At 41.8% G+C, this 19,185-nt stretch carries 18 protein-coding genes; all 18 read right to left on the bottom strand.

Annotated elements, in window-relative coordinates:
• Positions 1–213 precede the first annotated feature (213 nt).
• The 18 genes from G7058_RS04625 to G7058_RS04710 all read right to left on the bottom strand — a co-directional run bounded on the left by G7058_RS04625 (position 214) and on the right by G7058_RS04710 (position 19,118).
• Entirely contained in the window at positions 214–1,155 is a 942-nt protein-coding gene (locus G7058_RS04625; protein ID WP_227004395.1) for an IS3 family transposase, read from the bottom strand.
• The gene (locus G7058_RS04630; RefSeq protein WP_166062311.1) at positions 1,062–1,772 is read right to left on the bottom strand and encodes a helix-turn-helix domain-containing protein; all 711 of its coding nucleotides are present in this window, start codon (positions 1,770–1,772) and stop codon (positions 1,062–1,064) included. The genes G7058_RS04625 and G7058_RS04630 overlap by 94 nt, the downstream gene beginning before the upstream one ends.
• Positions 1,773–1,864: 92 nt before the next feature.
• Positions 1,865–3,295, bottom strand: coding sequence for an Asp-tRNA(Asn)/Glu-tRNA(Gln) amidotransferase subunit GatB (gene gatB / locus G7058_RS04635; RefSeq protein ID WP_166062461.1), 1,431 nt, complete (start codon positions 3,293–3,295; stop codon positions 1,865–1,867).
• A gap of 12 nt (positions 3,296–3,307) precedes the next feature.
• Positions 3,308–4,762: an Asp-tRNA(Asn)/Glu-tRNA(Gln) amidotransferase subunit GatA gene (gene gatA, locus G7058_RS04640; RefSeq protein WP_166062462.1), complete on the bottom strand. Its 1,455-nt coding sequence runs from the start codon at positions 4,760–4,762 to the stop codon at positions 3,308–3,310.
• A complete protein-coding gene (gene gatC, locus G7058_RS04645) occupies positions 4,759–5,064 on the bottom strand; it encodes an Asp-tRNA(Asn)/Glu-tRNA(Gln) amidotransferase subunit GatC (protein ID WP_166062463.1) in 306 nt (101 codons plus the stop codon). The genes gatA and gatC overlap by 4 nt, the downstream gene beginning before the upstream one ends.
• Positions 5,065–5,140: 76 nt before the next feature.
• A complete protein-coding gene (locus G7058_RS04650) occupies positions 5,141–6,280 on the bottom strand; it encodes a CamS family sex pheromone protein (RefSeq protein WP_227004498.1) in 1,140 nt (379 codons plus the stop codon).
• A complete protein-coding gene (gene ligA / locus G7058_RS04655) occupies positions 6,267–8,303 on the bottom strand; it encodes an NAD-dependent DNA ligase LigA (protein ID WP_166062464.1) in 2,037 nt (678 codons plus the stop codon). Before ligA ends, G7058_RS04650 begins: the two co-directional genes overlap by 14 nt.
• A gap of 15 nt (positions 8,304–8,318) precedes the next feature.
• The gene (pcrA, locus tag G7058_RS04660) at positions 8,319–10,586 is read right to left on the bottom strand and encodes a DNA helicase PcrA (RefSeq protein ID WP_166062465.1); all 2,268 of its coding nucleotides are present in this window, start codon (positions 10,584–10,586) and stop codon (positions 8,319–8,321) included.
• 425 nt (positions 10,587–11,011) lie between these two features.
• A complete protein-coding gene (locus G7058_RS04665; protein ID WP_166062466.1) occupies positions 11,012–12,043 on the bottom strand; it encodes an ATP-grasp domain-containing protein in 1,032 nt (343 codons plus the stop codon).
• 33 nt (positions 12,044–12,076) lie between these two features.
• Positions 12,077–12,706 (bottom strand): glycoside hydrolase family 73 protein, encoded by a 630-nt coding sequence (locus G7058_RS04670; protein ID WP_227004499.1) that lies wholly within the window; start codon positions 12,704–12,706, stop codon positions 12,077–12,079.
• Between the two features lie 23 nt (positions 12,707–12,729).
• A complete protein-coding gene (locus G7058_RS04675) occupies positions 12,730–13,653 on the bottom strand; it encodes a M15 family metallopeptidase (RefSeq protein WP_166062467.1) in 924 nt (307 codons plus the stop codon).
• A gap of 30 nt (positions 13,654–13,683) precedes the next feature.
• Positions 13,684–14,211 (bottom strand): hypothetical protein, encoded by a 528-nt coding sequence (locus G7058_RS04680; protein ID WP_166062468.1) that lies wholly within the window; start codon positions 14,209–14,211, stop codon positions 13,684–13,686.
• Positions 14,212–14,375: 164 nt separating this feature from the next.
• Positions 14,376–14,930 carry a hypothetical protein gene (locus tag G7058_RS04685; RefSeq protein ID WP_166062469.1) on the bottom strand — a complete coding sequence of 185 codons (555 nt, stop codon included), beginning with the start codon at positions 14,928–14,930 and terminating at the stop codon, positions 14,376–14,378.
• A gap of 203 nt (positions 14,931–15,133) precedes the next feature.
• Complete coding sequence (locus tag G7058_RS04690) at positions 15,134–15,781, bottom strand: CBS and ACT domain-containing protein (RefSeq protein ID WP_166062470.1); 648 nt, start codon at positions 15,779–15,781, stop codon at positions 15,134–15,136.
• A 3-nt stretch (positions 15,782–15,784) separates the two neighbouring features.
• Positions 15,785–16,489, bottom strand: coding sequence for an ABC transporter ATP-binding protein (locus G7058_RS04695; RefSeq protein WP_166062471.1), 705 nt, complete (start codon positions 16,487–16,489; stop codon positions 15,785–15,787).
• 2 nt (positions 16,490–16,491) lie between these two features.
• Positions 16,492–17,265, bottom strand: a complete 774-nt coding sequence (locus G7058_RS04700) for an ABC transporter ATP-binding protein (RefSeq protein ID WP_166062472.1) — start codon at positions 17,263–17,265, stop codon at positions 16,492–16,494.
• Positions 17,262–18,230: a branched-chain amino acid ABC transporter permease gene (locus tag G7058_RS04705; RefSeq protein WP_166063712.1), complete on the bottom strand. Its 969-nt coding sequence runs from the start codon at positions 18,228–18,230 to the stop codon at positions 17,262–17,264. Before G7058_RS04705 ends, G7058_RS04700 begins: the two co-directional genes overlap by 4 nt.
• 9 nt (positions 18,231–18,239) lie before the next feature.
• Positions 18,240–19,118 carry a branched-chain amino acid ABC transporter permease gene (locus G7058_RS04710; protein WP_166062473.1) on the bottom strand — a complete coding sequence of 293 codons (879 nt, stop codon included), beginning with the start codon at positions 19,116–19,118 and terminating at the stop codon, positions 18,240–18,242.
• Positions 19,119–19,185: the final 67 nt, after the last annotated feature.

Raw genomic sequence — 19,185 nt, forward strand, 5'->3', positions numbered from 1 at the left:
ACGTTGGCTATTATAACACAATCTCTTTCGGTTTTACTATTATTGGCATTATTCACACCATTCTGTGTTCGCATTTGAGCACGTAACCTACGGGAGCACACAAATAGAAAGAGACTGGGGAACTTGTGAACTGCCCCCTGTCAAGTAGACAGGTAAAAAAACAAAGTATTTTAGACCATGCATGTAAAAATGTGTGGTCTTTTTTTGTAGCGTTTATGCAATCATTTGTAGAATCTTCTCTTCCGTAGGAATCGCTAATCCCATATCCAAAGTAACGCGTTCATTGTTGAAGAACGCGATGTATGCCTTGATTTTCCGGTCTAAGTACGCTGGTCTGTCAAACGTATCCAGGTTAAACATCTCCACCTTGAGGGTACCCCAAAAGCCTTCCATAGGGCCGTTGTCAATACATTTCGAGACGCGTGACATACTATGGATTATCTGGTGATCTTTAATCATCTTGTTAAAGGCATGGGAGGTGTACTGGGAACCGCGGTCGCTATGAATCAGTGTGGTTTCAGGCTTTACATCACCCAAAATCTGCTTTAGTGTATCCAGTACTAACGGGTTGTCATTGCGGTGACTGGTTTTATAAGCCACGATTTTCTTTGACCCGAGGTCATAAATAGCGCTCAGGTAACGTTTTGTCCCATTGGTCAACCGGAATTCCGTGACATCCGTCAATAACTTTTCCATGGGTCTTTCAGCGTGGAAATCACGGTTTAAGATGTTTTCAGCCACATGTGCGGCTTTGTGTGGCACGTAGTTCCTTCTTTTGCGACGGATGACGGCTGTGATCCCCATGATTCTCATGAGGCGGTGTACACACTTATGATTCACTTTCGCTCTTCTAAAAAAGTTGAGAAAGATGGTCATTCTTCGGTAGCCGTAAATCCCACCGAATGCCTCGTGGATTCCTTTGATCGCCCGCATCAGTTTCAGGCGTTTTAATTCTGTTTCTGAGGGTTCCCGTTTTAACCACTTATAGTAGCTGGATTTGGCGATACCCAGTATGTCACAAAGATGGATAACGGGATATTTATGCTTTAATTCTTCAATAGTTAAATATTCCACTTCTTGTCTAACCCCTGTGATTTGTGATTCCCAGCGATTTTTCGGCGCTTTTTTAACGCATCGTTCTCCATTTCTAGCCATTTGTTCCGGGCTTTGAGTGTCTCTACTTCTGCGTTTAAACGTTCTTCCGTTGTTTGAATTTCCGTGGGCTTCCCGCGGCCCCGGTTGTCTTCCAGACCTATCGGTCCATGCTTTTTGTATTTATTCACCCAGGAATAAATGTTACTGTAACTTACATGGTTTTTCTCCGCTGCTTCCAGATAAGTCAGGCGATTGGCTATGTAATCTTCTACGATTTTTAATTTTTCTTCATATGATTTTTTAACACCCGTCATGTTGTACACCTCAGATTTCGGAGAATATGTCTCATTCTCTTTTCCTTCAGTATATCGAATTACCCATTTGTTTACCGTTGTTTTAGATGGAATGTTATATTTAGCGGCTAAGTATGAAAAGCCGTAACCCGTCTGTAGGTATTCAGCTACAATTTTCTGCTTGAATTCTTTCGAGTAACTGCGGTAATTCTTCTGGGAGCGGATCCCTTCCATGCCATGGTCCTGGTACCGATGGACATAATTCATAAAAGTGGTATCAGATAGTTTGAGATGGTGCTGATCAACAAGCGTTCGATAAGAAACACCCCTTAGGTGTAAATCAATTAAATGTAACAGTTCTGGATCGGTATGTTTTCTAGTCATAGAAAAAAACCCCCTTCAAAGTAGTTTGTTTTTTTCAGTGTCTACTTTGAAGGGAGCTTATCACTTGTCCCCAGCCTCACATCTTACAGCTATTATCGCTTGCCTAACTCTTCAGCTAATAGTTTATTAACCATACCTGGGTTCGCTTGGCCTTTTGTTTGTTTCATAATTTGTCCAACCAAGAAGCCTTTTGCACGGTCTTTCCCTGCTTTAAAGTCATCAATTGATTGTTGGTTTGCATCCAAAATGCTGTTGATAATTGGTAACAATTGACTTGGATCAGACAGCTGAATCAAGCCCTCTTTCTCAACAACTTCTTTAGCAGATCCACCTTTTGTTGCCAATAGACGGAATACTTTCTTCGCAATCTTCGAACTGATTGTACCATCTTCAATTAATTGGATCATGCCAGCCAAGTTCTCTGGTGTCAGTTTTGTTTCTGCTAATTCAAGTTTTTCACTGTTCATATAAGCAGATACTTCACCCATCAACCAGTTGGAAGCTTGTTTTGGATCACCGCCTGCTGCAATCGTTGCTTCGAAGAAATCAGACATTTCTTTCGATAGTGTCAAGACCATTGCATCGTATTCTGGTAAGTCATAGTCCGCAATATATTTTTGACGGCGAACTTTCGGCATAGCAGGTAATTCCGCGCGTACTTTTTCAATCCACTCTTCGGAAATTTCTAATTCCGGAAGATCTGGTTCTGGGAAGTAACGGTAGTCACTGGACCCTTCCTTCACACGCATCAGAATTGTTTCGCCGGTTGTCTCATCGATACGACGTGTTTCTTGTTGAATTTCGCCACCTGCATTTAACACACGCGCTTGACGTTTTTCTTCATGAGCCAAACCACGGCGAACGAAGTTGAATGAGTTCAAGTTTTTCAATTCTGCTTTTGTTCCGAATTCTTCTTGGCCGTAAGGACGAACAGAAATGTTCGCATCACAACGCATGGAACCTTCTTCCATTTTTACGTCAGAAACGCCTGTATACATGATAATTTCGCGGATTGCTTCTAAATAAGCATAGCCTTCTTCAGGAGAACGCATATCGGCTTCTGAAACGATTTCGATTAATGGCGTTCCTTGACGGTTCAAGTCAACGTACGAATAACCATCCGTTCCGTGCGTGTTTTTACCTGCATCTTCTTCTAAATGTACGCGTTCGATACGGATTTTTTTCTTAACGCCTTCTACTTCAATTTCCAACCAACCATTGTAGCCAATTGGTTTATCCAATTGTGAAATTTGGTATGCCTTTGGATTATCTGGGTAGAAATAGTTTTTACGGTCAAAATGCGTTTCACGGTTGATTTCACAGTTCAAAGCTAGTGCAGCTTTCATTCCGAATTCAACAGCTTTCTCGTTCATAACTGGTAATACACCTGGGTAACCCCAGTCAATTACGTTCGTATTTGCGTTTGGTTCTGCCCCAAAGTGTGCTGGAGATGGGGAGAATATTTTTGATTCAGTCTTCAATTCTACGTGAACTTCAAGACCAATAACTGTTTCATAGTTCATCTCTGTCGCCTCCTACAAGTTTGGGTGTTTCGTATGGTAGTCATTTGCTTGTTCGAAAGCAAATGCTGCTTGGTAAAGTTTTTCTTCTTCAAAGTGGTTTCCGATTAATTGAATACCAATTGGTAAGCCGTCTTCTGAGAAGCCACCTGGTACAGAAATCGCCGGAACACCTGCCAAGTTAATTGTAACAGTCAATAAGTCAGACATATACATTTCAATTGGGTTGTCGCTCTTCGTACCTAAATCGTAAGCCGTTGTTGTTGTGGTTGGTCCCAAGATAAAATCGTATTCTTGGAAAATACGCTCGAAGTCACGCTTAATAAGCGTACGAATTTGGCCTGCTTTCTTAAAGAAGGCATCATAGTAACCAGAGCTTAATGAGAATGTTCCTAGCATGATACGGCGTTTTACTTCCATACCAAAGCCTTCTGAACGGCTCTTCACATATAAGTCATCCAATGTTTTAACATCATCGGCACGGTAACCATAACGAACGCCATCGAAACGTTGTAAGTTCGATGAAGCTTCTGATGAAGCGATGATATAGTAAGCTGGAATACCGTAAGATAAAGTTGGTAAGCTTACTTCTTCGATAATCGCACCCATTTCTTCAAATTGTGCAGCAGCTTTACGAACAGCATCTTGAATCTCAGCACTCACGCCTTCTTGGAAGTACTCTTTTGGTAAAGCAACTTTCATTCCTGCCACATTACCATTCAAGTTGGCACTAAATTTAGGAACTTCGATTTTAGCACTTGTTGAATCACGTTTGTCATGGCCACTGATTGCTTCCAACAGAATTGCGTTATCTGTAACCGTACGTGTGAATGGTCCGATTTGGTCCAAACTTGAGGAGAATGCAATCAAACCGTAACGGGAAACACGACCGTAAGTAGGCTTCATTCCCACAATACCATTAAAGGCTGCTGGTTGACGGATCGAACCACCTGTATCTGTTCCCAATGAACCTAGAATTTGACCAGAAGCAACGGCTGCTGCCGATCCACCGGAAGATCCACCAGGTACTTTGTTTAAGTCCCAAGCATTCTTTGTTTTCTTGAAGTATGATGTTTCCGTCGATCCACCCATGGCAAATTCGTCCATGTTTAGTTTACCAACGTTTACTGTTCCTGCTTCTTTCAACTTTGTAACAACTGTTGCATCGTAAATAGGAACAAAATCTTCCAACATACGACTTGCTGCTGTTGTCGTCAGACCATCTGTGACAATGTTATCTTTAATCCCCATCGGAATACCATTCAAGACATTGCCGTCCGCATAACCGCGTGCATCCGCCGCTTCTGCTTGCTTCAAAGCTTCTGCTTCGTTTAATGCTAAGAAGGCCTCAACTTTTGGATCGATTTCTTCAATACGTTTGAATGCTTCTTTGGTTAGTTCAACAGAAGAAAATTCTTTGTTTACTAGTCCTTCGTGAAGGCTTTTCAATGTTTCAGTGTATTTACTCATGCGCCCTCCACCTCGTTATCTAAAATTGCCGGCACTTGGATCATGCCGTGATCTTCTGTTTTGACGTTCTTAAATAGTAAGTCACGATCTGTTCCTGGCTCTGCTACGTCGGGACGCATAACGTTTTTAAGTACCACACCGTGTGTTGTAACAGGAACACCGGTTGTATCCACACTATTCAACTGTTCAACCATATCCAGGATTGCTCCCATTTGTTCAGTAAAGTGGGCAATTTCTTCATCTTTAAATTCAAGTTTAGACAGCCCTGCTACGTGACGAACTGATTCTTCACTAATTCCCATTGTTTCCCCTTCTTTCCGTTTTCTCATCTATCAATTTTAGCATATTTAAAACTATTCTGACACGTTGTTTAGCCGATTAGTCAAATATATGGTAAGTAAAGTTCTGCGTGCCTTGATCACGGGCCACGAATGATTCAATCCCATCGATGGATTCCACCTTAATTTCGATCTGGGTATTCTGCGGTAAATACTGACTCGCTGCGTCTGTTATGTGTTGCGTAAACGCAATAATTTCAGTCTCGCCGTAGAACTGGGTCATAATATCAATTTCCAAGTTATGCAACTGACTATTTTTATAGTAGCCGACGCCCGTTACACCACTTAGGTTCGGGAAGAAACTTTGAATTTCGTTCTTAAAATTGGCAAAATGTGACGCGTCCTCTGATTCAATATCGGATGGGAATAATACTTTTTTCTCATTACGCGGTACCCACTCGGCTACACTGTTTCCTTCTGTAGACAAGCCTTCAAACGTATAGACGCCCCCTGCCAAGCTATCTTGTGGTGACTGAACAAAGATACCCACGACAATCGGAATAGAACCCAACCCCTCTGTTTGGCGCAAGCGTTCGACGATTTTATTGCCGTACTGTTTCGCGTTCTCTTCTACTTTCGCCAAATCAAGTTTTTGTTCATGGGTATAAATCCGATCTTTGTCATCTTTGGTTGTATAATAATCGATTTGATTCATCGCGAGCCCGATGGCAATACCGCCAATTTCAAAGCCTTTATCGGTTTGAATCATATAGTCTTGCTCGACAATTTGAGATAAATAGTTAGGCGCACGCGATTCGGCATCAGTCGCGCCGTTTCCGGCCGGATTCAACCCATCCGGATTTTCTTCAGACTGTCTGCCTAACCAACTTGAAGCTGTTTGTTCTGAAATAATTTGACCTTCTTGGAAATAATATTCCTCAGTTGAAAAGACACTCCGAGAAACATCCAGCAACCCCGTCTCAAAATCCTTCATGTTAACGGATGAATTCAATTCCAAACTGACTCCGCGATTTTGACTTGTTTGGTAGACACCGTCAACAATCAATGCGCGATAATACGCGTTTGAAAGCTTGTTGGACGTCGTTTTTACAGGTACAACGTTATTATTCGTTTGAGGTGTCTGTTGCTCAACGGTACTTTCTAAATTCGTACAGGCAGCTAATATTCCTGCACACGTTAACACGATTGCTGTTTTAATGCTGACTTTATTTATTTTCATCTCTTCCACTACTTTCTAAATGACGCACCATTTCTGCTTCCGTCCACACTGGTATATCTAGCGATTGCGCTTTGGTAAGCTTACTTCCTGCATCTTCTCCCGCTATCAGCCAGTCGGTTTTCTTAGAAACACTTCCGGTTACATTTCCACCTAATCGTTCAATCATGGCTGTTGCTTCTTGACGCGTATAGGTCGTTAGTTTACCAGTCAAAACGACTGTTTTCCCTTGCCAAATGGAATCTGTATTTGTCACAGCAGCTTTTTTAGGCCCTGTATAGGACAAATTAACGCCACTTTCGCGGAACTCTTGGATTAATTCTGCTACTTCCGGTAATGCAAAGAACTGCGTCACACTGTCAGCGATAATCTCGCCGAATCCTTCAATGGCGACAATTTCTTCTTTCGTCGCTGCCATTAAGGCGTCGATTGTTTCGAATTCTTCCGCCAACATTTTAGCCGCTTTCGCACCAACGTTACGGATACCTAAGCCAAAAACAAGGCGTTCCAAGGAATTCGTACGGCTGGCATCAATCGCATTTAAAATGTTCTCAGCTGATTTGTCTTTGATTTTATCCAATTGCAGTAAGGCATCTTTGGTCAATGTATAGAGACCTGCAACGTTTTTTACTAAGCCTTTTTCATACATCTGACTGACGACCCGAACACCGAGTCCGGAAATATTCATCGCATTACGCGATACAAAATGCGATAAGCCTTCCTTCATTTGGGCCGGACATTGCGGATTCAAGCAGCGCAAGGCGACTTCTTCTTCCAAATGGGCCAATTGACTGTCGCAGTCTGGACAATGTGTCGGAATTTGGTACGGTTCGCTCGTTTCCGGTCGTTTGTCCAGGTTTACAGAAATAATTTCCGGGATAATATCCCCAGCTTTATGAATTAAGACGGTATCGCCAATACGCACGTCTTTTTCTTGAACCAAATCAACATTATGCAGGCTCGCACGCTGAACCGTCGATCCGGCAATAAATACTGGGTCCATCACCGCTGTTGGTGTAACAACACCGGTACGGCCAACAGTCCATTCGATGTCACGCAAGATGGTTTCTTTTTCTTCGGCTGGGAATTTATACGCAATTGCCCAACGCGGCGCGCGAACGGTATAACCAATCTCCTCCTGGGTTTCAAAATCATTGACTTTGATAACCACACCATCGATTTCATAAGGCAAAGTATGGCGGCGTTCTTGAATATCTTCAATAAACGCCCACACTTCTTCGATTGCGTCACTTTCAAGACGCAAGGGATTCGTTCGTAAACCGAGCTCAGAAATTTTGTTTAGCAGCTCGGATTGACTATTCACAGCAAGCGCCTCAAAGTTGGCGGCACCGTATAGAAACACACTTAGATGACGCTCGGCGGTCACTTTGGAATCGAGTTGACGCAGTGACCCAGCCGCTGCATTACGTGGATTCGCAAATATTTCCTGCCCTTTTTCATCCCGGTCTTCGTTTAACTTCGCAAAAGCATCTTTCGGCATATAACATTCGCCCCGAACTTCGAACGTAATCGGTTCGCGCAGAGACAAAGGGATGGCTTTAACGGTACGGAGGTTTTGGGTAATCTCTTCTCCGATTGTTCCATCCCCTCGCGTGGCACCGCGGACGAAACGACCCGCTTCATATTTCAATGAGACAGCCAAGCCATCGATTTTCAGTTCGCAGACGTAGTTAAAGGGCTTATCCGTCAATTTTTGGATGCGTTCATCAAACGCAATTAAATCTTCTTTGTTGAAGGCATTTCCCAAGCTGAGCATGGGAACATCATGGGCTACTTTTTCAAAGCCAGCCAGTATTTGACCTCCCACGCGTTGCGTCGGAGATTCTTGAATAATGAGTTCGGGATACTCTGTTTCAATCGCCACGAGTTCATGATACAGCTTGTCATATTCTTGGTCAGAAACCATTGGTGCGTCTAAGACATAATATGCGTGGCCGTATGTATTCAAGCGTTCGCGAAGAATACGTGCACGTTCTTCGGATTCTAGCAAGGTTAATTTAGACATGTTTTCTAACCCTTTCTATTCTTTTTCAATCGGTGCAAATGATGCTAACAGACGTTTAATACCGATATCTTTGAACGCAATATCCAGTTGCAGACCATCACCTTCACCGGTCATTTGTACGACCATACCGGTTCCCCATTTTTTATGAACAGCCTTGTCGCCGACATTCCACCCTAGTTTATCCGCACCGCTATTTCCTTGTTGCGACACAGATTGCGTTGGTTGCGCTGGTTCATATGTTTGTGAAACGGCGTGTTCATAACGATTGGTTTTCCAACGTTGACGATATGTTGATGCCGGTTGTGCTGTGACAGATGGCGGGCTCATACGGTTTGCGCTATTCGCATATTCCAAAACATCCGCATCCATTTCCTGCATAAAGCGGGAAGGAGGGTTATTCTGAGTACGTCCGTATAAAAGGCGACTGTATGCGTTAGTAATGAATAATTCTTGTTCCGCACGCGTGATTCCGACATACGCCAAGCGACGTTCTTCTTCCATCTCTGCTTCTTCCATTAATGAACGGAAAGATGGGAAAATCCCTTCTTCCATTCCGATTACAAAAACAACAGGGAACTCCAGTCCTTTCGCCGCATGTAACGTCATTAAGGTCACTTCTGATTGTGGTTCTTCCTCGACTTGATCCAAATCAGACACCAAAGCCAGATCCGTCAAGAAGTCGGTCAGGTTACTTTCACCGTCTGTTAGTTTGTCGAATTCTTGCGTTACCGATAGAAATTCGTTAATATTCGCGATACGTGTTTCAGATTCCAACGTATTTTCTTGTTCTAAGCTTGTGATATAGCCCGTTTTTTCTAACATTTGCTCCACAATTTCAGTAACGGAAACAAATTCTGCCATTTGCTGTAAATCAGTCAGCATTTTCGCAAATTTACCCGTTTCTGTGGCTGCTTTCCCAGTCAATGGTGAGAGACTGACGTTCTTCGCCGCATCCAAATAGGAGTAATCATAAATATTGGAAAAGTCGTACAATTTCTGCAGACTTACACCGCCTATCCCGCGTTTCGGAACATTAATAATACGGTTAAAACTCAAATCATCGGCCGGATTGGAAATCAGGCGTAAATAGGCCATGACGTCTTTAATTTCTTTCCGATCGTAGAACTTGTGTCCGCCGACCATTTTATAGCGGATATTTGATTTAACTAGTGTATCTTCAATCACACGTGACTGTGCGTTGGTACGGTACAAAATAGCAAAATCGCCATACTTGCGACCTTTCTCCTGCACTTGTTGTTGCATCGTACTCACAATAAAACGCGCCTCATCATGTTCCGATTGGGCCCGGTAATAAGTGATTTTTTCACCTTCTACATTATCGGTCCATAATTTTTTATCCTTACGATTGTTGTTATTTTGAATAACCCCGTTCGCCGCTTTTAAGATAGTCTTTGTGGAACGGTAATTTTGTTCCAACAACACCACTTTGGCATTTGAATAATCTTTTTCGAAATTCATAATGTTGGCCATATCAGCCCCACGCCAACCGTAGATACTTTGGTCCGCATCTCCAACGACACAAATATTATTGAATTTATCCGCCAGTAGTTGCACTAATTTATATTGCGCGAAGTTCGTATCTTGATACTCGTCCACGTGGATGTAGTGAAATTTATTCTGATAGTAAGCCAGTGTCTCCGGATACTTTTCGAATAATTTCACGGCCTGCATAATCAAGTCATCAAAGTCCATCGATTGCGCATTCTTCAAATGACGTTGATACGCGCCATAACATTCCGCCACGATATTATCGAAATAATTACCTGTCATATTCGCATACTCTTCTGGTGTTAAAAGTTCGTTTTTCGCATTTGAAATTTTACCCAAAATTGCCCGGGGCTCAAACTTTTTAGAATCTAGATTTTTTTCTTTTACAATGCGTTTCATTAATGTCTCAGTTTCACTCTGGTCACAGATAGTAAAGTTCCGTGAATAACCTATTTGCTCGGCTTCACGACGTAGGATACGGACACACATGGAGTGAAAAGTGGAAACCCACATATCACTTCCGGCTGTACCGACCAAGCGGGTTACCCGTTCTTTCATTTCTTTAGCAGCTTTATTTGTAAATGTAATGGCTAAAATATTCCAGGGGTTGACAAGTTTCTCTTGTAATAAGTAAGCCATGCGGTGTGTGAGGACGCGTGTCTTCCCACTTCCAGCACCAGCCATAATCAATAATGGCCCTTCAGTCGCTAGAACAGCTTCTTTTTGTTTTGGATTCATACCATTCAGTAATTTATGTTCTTGCACTTCTGCCATCCTCCCTTGTTTCCTTGATAAACATCATGCTCTAGTCTATCATTTTACAGCCTCATCATCAACGAAACGCCATGAATTTATTAGGTATTTAAAGGGTTCTTAAGAAGCGCGACAGTAAGTTGTGATAAGGAAAGTTGAAACCTTTTCTAGCGTTGGACTTGACGAAGAGCTGGGGATTCATTGCTATACTCTCAAGTAGAAAGTCTAAATTGAAATTTTACTTGAGACTTTTTTCAAAAAAGCTTTACAGAGGCCGCCCTTTCTAATCTTAGATAATTATTTGTACAAAAAAATCCCCCTTGCCTGAAAAAGGACAAGGAGGATTTTGCAATGGTAATGTGGGAAACCATTGAAGGGTTTGGGTACATTTAATATACCCTATCCATATTGATTACGCGTAAAAACTGCGTAAATTTAATGTAAAGTTACTCCGGACTCAATAAAACCGTGAGCGCAGACCAATCATCGCCCATCGCATTAACCAACCAGCCGGTATCTGTTGCTCGTAAATACCAATCGGGCTGGAAAGACAACTGACTCATCAATTGTTCTTGCTCATCCTGGTTCACTAAATACGAGGTAACGGGCTGCGTCATTTTCACTTCTGGAATCGGCAAGCCACAAACGGCGCGGATAAATAATTCATATTGGCTAATATTCGTCGCATCCAATGTGTAATCAAGCATATGGTGCACGCTGGTAATTATTTTTTTCGCATAAATGGTACCTACAGCCGTCACTAAGAATTCAATCGTAATAATACCGCTCAGATTCATGGCACCCGATAAAGTGCGTCCGATATCCTGAATGGCGTCCGCCATTTCTTCCGGAATACGTGCGGGTGTCACTGCACCTTGTAAAACTTGGCGGTGATAAAAGGTTTCACTAATTGGTAACGGTACAAGTTGACCATTCTTACCACTGACAAATGAAATCGTCAACTCTCTATCAAATGGCACCCAAGCGTCCAAAATGCAACTACCCGTTTGAAGCAGCGCCTCTGCTTTAGAAAAATCTTCTTCGCTGTAGAGCATGACATTACTCAGTTGATTTTTCTCCACTCGGATTGGTTTCAATACACAAGGATAACCAATACCACCTACTTCTGCTTTTAAATCAGCGATAGATGTAATCAGAGCATACGGAACAGCATTTATATTTAATGATTCCAAAAAAACTTTTTCAATCAAGCGGTCTTTTGTCACCGAAAGCGTTTCGGCTAATTGTGGGATTTCAATATACTGTTGAAGCGCTTGAAGTTCATCTGCTTCATCACAGTCGGATTCAAATATTAATAGATTGGCTTTACTCGCAAAATCAAATAAATTTTCTGATTTTTGATCCGAGAAGACGATTACCTTGTAACCGCGTTCGCGAGCCGCTACTTGCAAACGTTCGCTGCGTTTCCCTTCCCCTAAGATACCTATCGTTTGTCCAGGCAGATTAATGGTCGCCATTGTCTTATCACCTCACACTTCATCTGTTCCGTTTTAATTCGAAACATCATATTTATATAGTTCATACCGTTCAATTAAATCTATTAATTTTTGTGGATAGGTCGGATCGGTTGCATAGCCTGCTTGTTGGAGCGCGTGACTGGCGTCTTCATAAGTCGCAGCCTCCAAAACGGGATGATACAACTCCGGATTCCAGTCGGTTCCATTTACCATCAATAGGGCATGATCTTCAATGGATTCTGTTACGTTTTTATATACTTTAAAATAGTCTTGGATGACAATCCACTCACCATTTGCAAACTCGCTTGTTTCCATCAACACCGCACGTGACAGGTCACCGGTCTTTCGGCCATACAGATTATTGTAATCAGCCGCCAGCTCACTTTCTCCCCAGTCGGACTCCAATATCGCTTGCGCAATACTGACGCTGGGACGTACGTTATAGAGTTCGTACATTTTTTGCGACACCGGTAAAATAAGTTGGATAAAAGACTCTTCCTTCCCCAAGGATTCATGCCTTGTTCCATATGAGGAGGAATAGCCTTCAATAATGGAGTAACCCGCCATGAACAGAAGGGTCCCTGCAAATAAAAAGCCAACAACCTTTCGCTTCATATCTTGTATATTTCGTTTCGACAGTTTACTCATTTTTCTCCTTGCCATACCTTGCTCCTTTTCAAAATAAACTACTCTGAAAGCTCGCTTATTTGTTCCCGAATCGCTTCATTCTTCTGTAATAAAGCGACATATTCTTCTAAAACTAACTGATTTTCGACCATGTACTGCGCATTTTCACGTCCAACATAACGGAAATGCCATGCTTCATAACTCACATCAATGATGCCTTCTTTTCCACGTGGGTAACGTAAAACAAAACCATAGTCAGCCGCGTTCTCATATAACCACTGCGCACTGGCAGTACTTTCAAATTCTGTTACTAAGCCATTTTCTAAATGATAAAGCGCAGGATCGGTAATATCTGCCGCTAAACCAGTCATGTGCTCACTCGTTCCCGGAATCGCAATAAACGCCTCCGTTAACTCCTTAGCTTCAGCCTCCGAACGACCGTTGTTAAAATGACCCGAATAAACATTCGCGTAAATTTGTTCTTGATACGCAAAAGAGCGGTAACCCGACACAAAAATAAACGGAAGGCCTTCTGCTTCTCCTGCGGCAATCATTTCTTCAAAATCTTGTGCAATTCTCGCATCGAGTGTTTCGCCACTTGATGCTGTATAAGGTTCAAAATTCAAATCTTCATTCAATTGATTTGCTTGGTTCACCAAGATTAAATTCCAATCAGAAGAATGAACTTCTGGTGTTGCGACTAGCTGTTCTTGCAACGCTTCAATTTCAGTCTGGGTTATACTCTCAAAAACTTCCGATTCTGCGACCGTCGAAACGGATTCCGAGTGGTCCACTAAATGGGAGGTGGAGCCTTGGCTTTCAGAAGTTGGTTGTAATAAATCACACCCACTCAAACTAAATAAAGAAAAAGCAGTTAGAGCTAATGCTGGCAGTAGATATCTTTTATTAGGCGTGCTTGTTTTCATGTAAAACAAAACCTTTCTGTAGACAGGATTTTTTTCATCCATTATCTTATCATACATGCCAGATTTCCTTTAAAATTTCACCTTTTCTTAACTCATTGTTACGATACTATCGGGATCATTTTCTATCATCCACTCGATTAAATCGACCTTTTGTGTCTCAATTTGATAACGAATAACACTCGGAAGACGTAAATCGATAATATCTTTGTAACTCCAAAAATCATAATTTGTCTCCAGACGTAAGGTCGTCGTTGCCGGTTTACGATTGCCTTCCTCAAGCTCTTCACTATTGCGCCAAGTAATCGTAGCTAAACCAGTTTTAAGCCATTTTTTGGCAACTTGATATTTCAAAAAATGATACTCACGAACCGGATTGTCAGCTACTTCTGGTAAAATGTCCGCGTTACGCGAAACTTTCTGTACTAGCATCCACTCATAATCCGTAAATAACCGCGATACAATATTCATATTGTCTGGTCGCAGTCCATGCTCACCTTTTTTCCAACGATCCCAACTTTGGGATGAAATACCTAATTGACCAGAATAAAATGCTTTTTCGCTCACGTACTGTTCTTTAATTGCGTGTAATACAATTGCTATTAGTGCTTGATTCATGAGAAAGCCTCCTTAAGTCTAATGTACATTTATTATACACTTATCACGTGTAAGAGGACACTTTAAAGTGCTTATTTCTAAAAAAATGTATGCGGTTTAAAATAACGGGTTCTCCCTCATTTTTAGACAACAATAAAAAGGCCGGTGCAAACGCTCCGTGCCTTCTATATCGGTGCCAGTTGAACCCCTTTTGTCAGCTGGACATATTCAAAAAGTGTCCCCTCAAAAACCAATTCTAACGGCAAATTGTCCACCAAATCATAAGGTGCTACAAAAGAAAGTGGTTTATCCGGTAAATAAACGCCACCCGCAGTAAGAACTGTCGCCACGAATTCGGAACAAAAATAATGATGCTCACGCTGCCATTCGATTTCGAAATTTGCTGCAAGCAACCCTAAGAAATTATAGCGCATCTCTTGTTCCTGCAAGCGCGTCTTCTCAATAAAGTAAAGCATTTTATCTCTTTGCTCTTCTGTTACTGTTAATGAATAAACGGTACAATCGGAAGTCAAGAAAAAATCAGAGTGAACATCTTCCTGTACGAATCCCCCATTAATCGGATTCCACGGCTGCTTTCGTCCAAAACTATACGTCTGATTTAATTCTAAATCAAAAGCAAGTGAACAATGATTATATTTTTGTTGCGTGAATCTCTTAATTGTTTGTGACAACAAGCTTCCGGTATCCGTTAAAAGCAAATAGACTTTCGAATCTGCCAAATCCCTACCTCCTTCTCAGTTCGTTTCATTCCTATCACCTTGAAGTCGATTCGAACATTTCTAATACTCCTAGTTTACCCCATCACAAGCCATTAACCAATCTACTTTTAAACGAAATAGATTAAAAGTACATAAAGAAAGAGTGAGAAAAACGCTTTAATCCAAATTACTGGAACTAAACGTCTTTGCCCACTCACACTTTCTTATTGGTTATCTTTATACATAATTGATTCAACGTTGTAACCTTGCGCTTCCAAATTCTTCTGAATGCCCGTTACATCGTCACTATCTACTTGAATGACTATCTGGATATGATCTTTTCGATAGACAGCAATCTGTTGAATGCTTATTTCTGCTTCTGCAAAGAAATCCGTAATCTCTTCCAATACACCTTTACGGTCTTCTGGAACATTAATCACTAAACGAACGCCCGGTGTATAGAAGCCTAAGACATCTACAAAAGCATCCATGATATCTTTCTCGGTTATAATACCCACCAACTTATTATCACCTTCAACGACTGGTAAAACACCGATTGCATTTTTACGCATGTTTACCGCTGCCTCTTCTAGCAAGGCTTCTTTATTAATCGTGATGACATTTTTCTCCATAATGTCATTGGCGCTTGTACGATTTAATAGGTAAGTCACTTCACGCATATCTAAGCTCGTCATCGTAGATGGTGTGTTTCGACTGATAATTCCCTCCGTAACCAGACCAATCATGCGATCACCTTCGACTACAGGCAAACGGTGAATATTGTGCTTTTTCATTAAATCTAGTGCGTCTAAAATTTTCGTTCCTGCCTCAATTGTTACTAAATCTTTTGACATATAGCTATTAACATCCATGCATTACCCTCCTAGATAGGCTTTCTGAACTGCATCACTTTGTAACAAGTTCGCTCCCGTATCACTTAACACCACTTTACCCGTCTCTAAAACATACCCGCGATCTGAAATTTGTAACGCGACTTTTGCATTTTGTTCAATGAGTAAAATCGTCGTGCCTTGTTTTTGAATGTCTTGAATAATCCGGAAAATTTCTTTAATGAAAATAGGAGCTAGTCCCATTGATGGTTCATCCAATAAGAGTAACTTTGGTTTAGACATGAGAGCCCGGCCCATCGCCAACATCTGTTGTTCCCCACCAGATAGCGTTGCCGCATCCTGATTCTTACGCTCCGCTAGTATCGGAAATCGTTCAAAAACATGTGCCAAATCTGCACTAATATTTTGTTTGTCTTTCCGGGTAAAACTACCTAAATCAAGGTTCTCCTGCACAGAAAGGCCTTTGAAAACGTGACGCCCTTCTGGTACTTGTATCAATCCTTTTTCAACGATTTTTCGCGGTGCATCTTTGGCGATATCTTTGCCCATGTAGGCAATTTCGCCGGAAGAAGGACGGACCAATCCTGAAATAGTTCGAAGAATAGTCGTTTTACCGGCACCATTCGCTCCAATTAAGGAAACAATTTCGCCCTCATTCACTTCAAAGGAAATATCTTTCACGGCTTGTATCATGCCATAATTAACAGAGAGATTCTTCACTTTTAGCATGATTACTCACCTCCCAAATATGCTTTAATAACGGCTGGATTTTTTTGTATTTCTTCCGGTGTACCTTCCGCAATCAACCGGCCATATTCCAAACAATAAATACGTTCGCAAACGTTCATGACTAATGACATGTCGTGTTCAATTAATACAACAGTAATTTGGAATTGTTTCTGAATTTGAATAATTAAATCGGTCAGTTCCGCCGTTTCTTGCGGGTTCATACCCGCAGCTGGCTCATCCAAAAATAAAATTTTTGGTTGGGTAGCCAGAGCGCGCACGATTTCCAAGCGGCGTTGTTCGCCGTAGGGAAGGTTCCGTGCCAACGTATCCAGTTTATTTTCAAGCTTAAATATTTTTAGGAGTGCGATGGATTCTTCACGCAACTTTTTGTCATTTTCATAATACTTCGGCGTTCGGAAAATACTATGCAATGTGCCAATACCACTTTTACTGTGTAAGGCAATCATAACATTTTCAATCACGCTTAAATCCTTGAACAAACGAATATTTTGAAACGTACGTGCTAGACCCAAATCGGTAATGACATACGGTTTTTTTCCGTTTAACTTCGTCTGTTTGCCTTCCGTTTCTAAAAGAATATCTCCTTCCGACGGCACATACACGCCAGTCAAAAGGTTAAAGAAAGTCGTTTTACCTGCACCGTTTGGACCGATTAAACCAACCAGTTCACTTTCTTCCAGGCGGAAATTGACATTGGAAAGCGCAGCAAGACCACCAAAATTTTTAGTTAAATCCGTTACTTCCAATAAGCTCATTTCTCCACCCCTTTCTTACGGTTCAATAGACCAGAAATCGTAAATTCGCGTGTTCCCAACAGACCACCGGGACGGAATACCATAATCGCAATTAATGCGATTGCGTAGAATACCATCCGTAACTGCCCAGCAGATTGTAAAGCTGTGTTTAACAGGCCTAAAACAATCGCCGCGACCACCGTTCCGGTCACACTGCCGATTCCACCAAATACGACGATGATTAAAATATCGATGGACTTTTGGAATGTAAAATCAGCTGGGTTGATAACACTGAAGAATGTGGCATATATATTTCCCGCAACACTCGCCGTCATTGCGCCTAACATAAAGGCAATCACTTTATAAAGCGTTGTGTTAATTCCCATTGACTCAGCGGCAATTTCATCTTCACGAATTGAAATAGTTGCCCGCCCCGGGCTACTCTTAATATAGTTTACAATCACAATCGTTGTCACAACAACAAAGACAAAAGTTACCATAATAAAGCTCAAGTTAGATTCGAAAGGAAAGGCAATTCCGCTGATTCCCCGTGCACCATTTGTTAGATTAGGCAGGTTGATAATGGCAATACGGATAATCTCCGCTACTCCTAATGTTGCGATAGCCAGATAATCGCCTTTTAAACGCAATGTCGGAATTCCCACGACCATCGCAACAAACATCGCAATGATCATACCAACAAATATGCCGACAAAAAAGCCAGGTAACCCGTCGATATATTTACTGATTACTGCACCACTATACGCACCAATTGCCATAAATCCCGCATGTCCGAGAGAAAACTGTCCTGAAAATCCAATGACTAAGTTTAGTCCAATGGCCAAAATAATATTAATTAAAATTGTCATGAGTGTAATTTGTTGGAAAGTCGAAATCAGACCGGAAAAGATACCAAAATAGAGGGCAACACCACTGACGGCAATCAGCAGGAACCAGCCTAAGTTATATTTATTGAACTGTTTCATCTGCGTCACCTACACTTTCTCTTTTACGTTTTTGCCAAGAATACCGGATGGCTTCACGATTAAAATCAAAATTAAAATCAAATACACAACTGCATCTTTGAACATGGAACCACCATAGGCACTAACCATTGTTTCAATGATACCAATCAGATAGCCGCCCAACATAGCTCCCGGGATAATCCCGATTCCTCCGAATACGGCTGCTACGAAGGCCTTCAACCCAGGCGTCACACCCATCAACGGATCAATCGAATTGTAGTAAATACCGACTAATACACCGGCAGCTCCTGCCAATGCGGAACCCATAATAAAAGTAAAGGAGATGACATTGTCGACGTTAATACCCATCAATTGTGCCGCATCTTGATCCGTACTGACCGCACGCATCGCTTTCCCCATGGTCGTGAACTTCACGATTACTTGCAGAGCCAGCATCAAAACAATTGTTGTCACGATAATAACGATTTGCTGCGAGTTCACTTGAATCGATCCGAATGAGAAGATGCGTGTTTCTAAAGCCGTTGGGAATGCACGGCGTTCCGGGCCCATAAAGTAAATCATCAAGTTTTGCAGTAAATAAGAAACTCCGATAGCTGTAATCAATGCCGCAATCCGAGTCGCTCCGCGCAAGGGACGATAGGCAATTTTTTCAATCACTACACCCAGAAGTGCACATAATAACATTGAAATAACAATTGCTGGAATAAGTCCCAATCCCACGTTTTGAATCATCCCGTAGCCAATAAAAGCGCCGACCATATAAATATCCCCGTGGGCAAAGTTAATGAGCTTAATAATTCCGTAAACCATCGTGTATCCGAGGGCGATGAGCGCATAAATGCTTCCCAGTGAGATTCCGTTTACCATCTGCTGGATAAAGCTTTCCATATAATACACCTCTTTGCTTTCTAAAAGATTAAAGAGGGACGAGACAGATGTCCCGCCCCTCGTTTTG

Source organism: Jeotgalibaca porci, assembly GCF_011299095.1.
Lineage (GTDB): Bacteria > Bacillota > Bacilli > Lactobacillales > Aerococcaceae > Jeotgalibaca > Jeotgalibaca porci.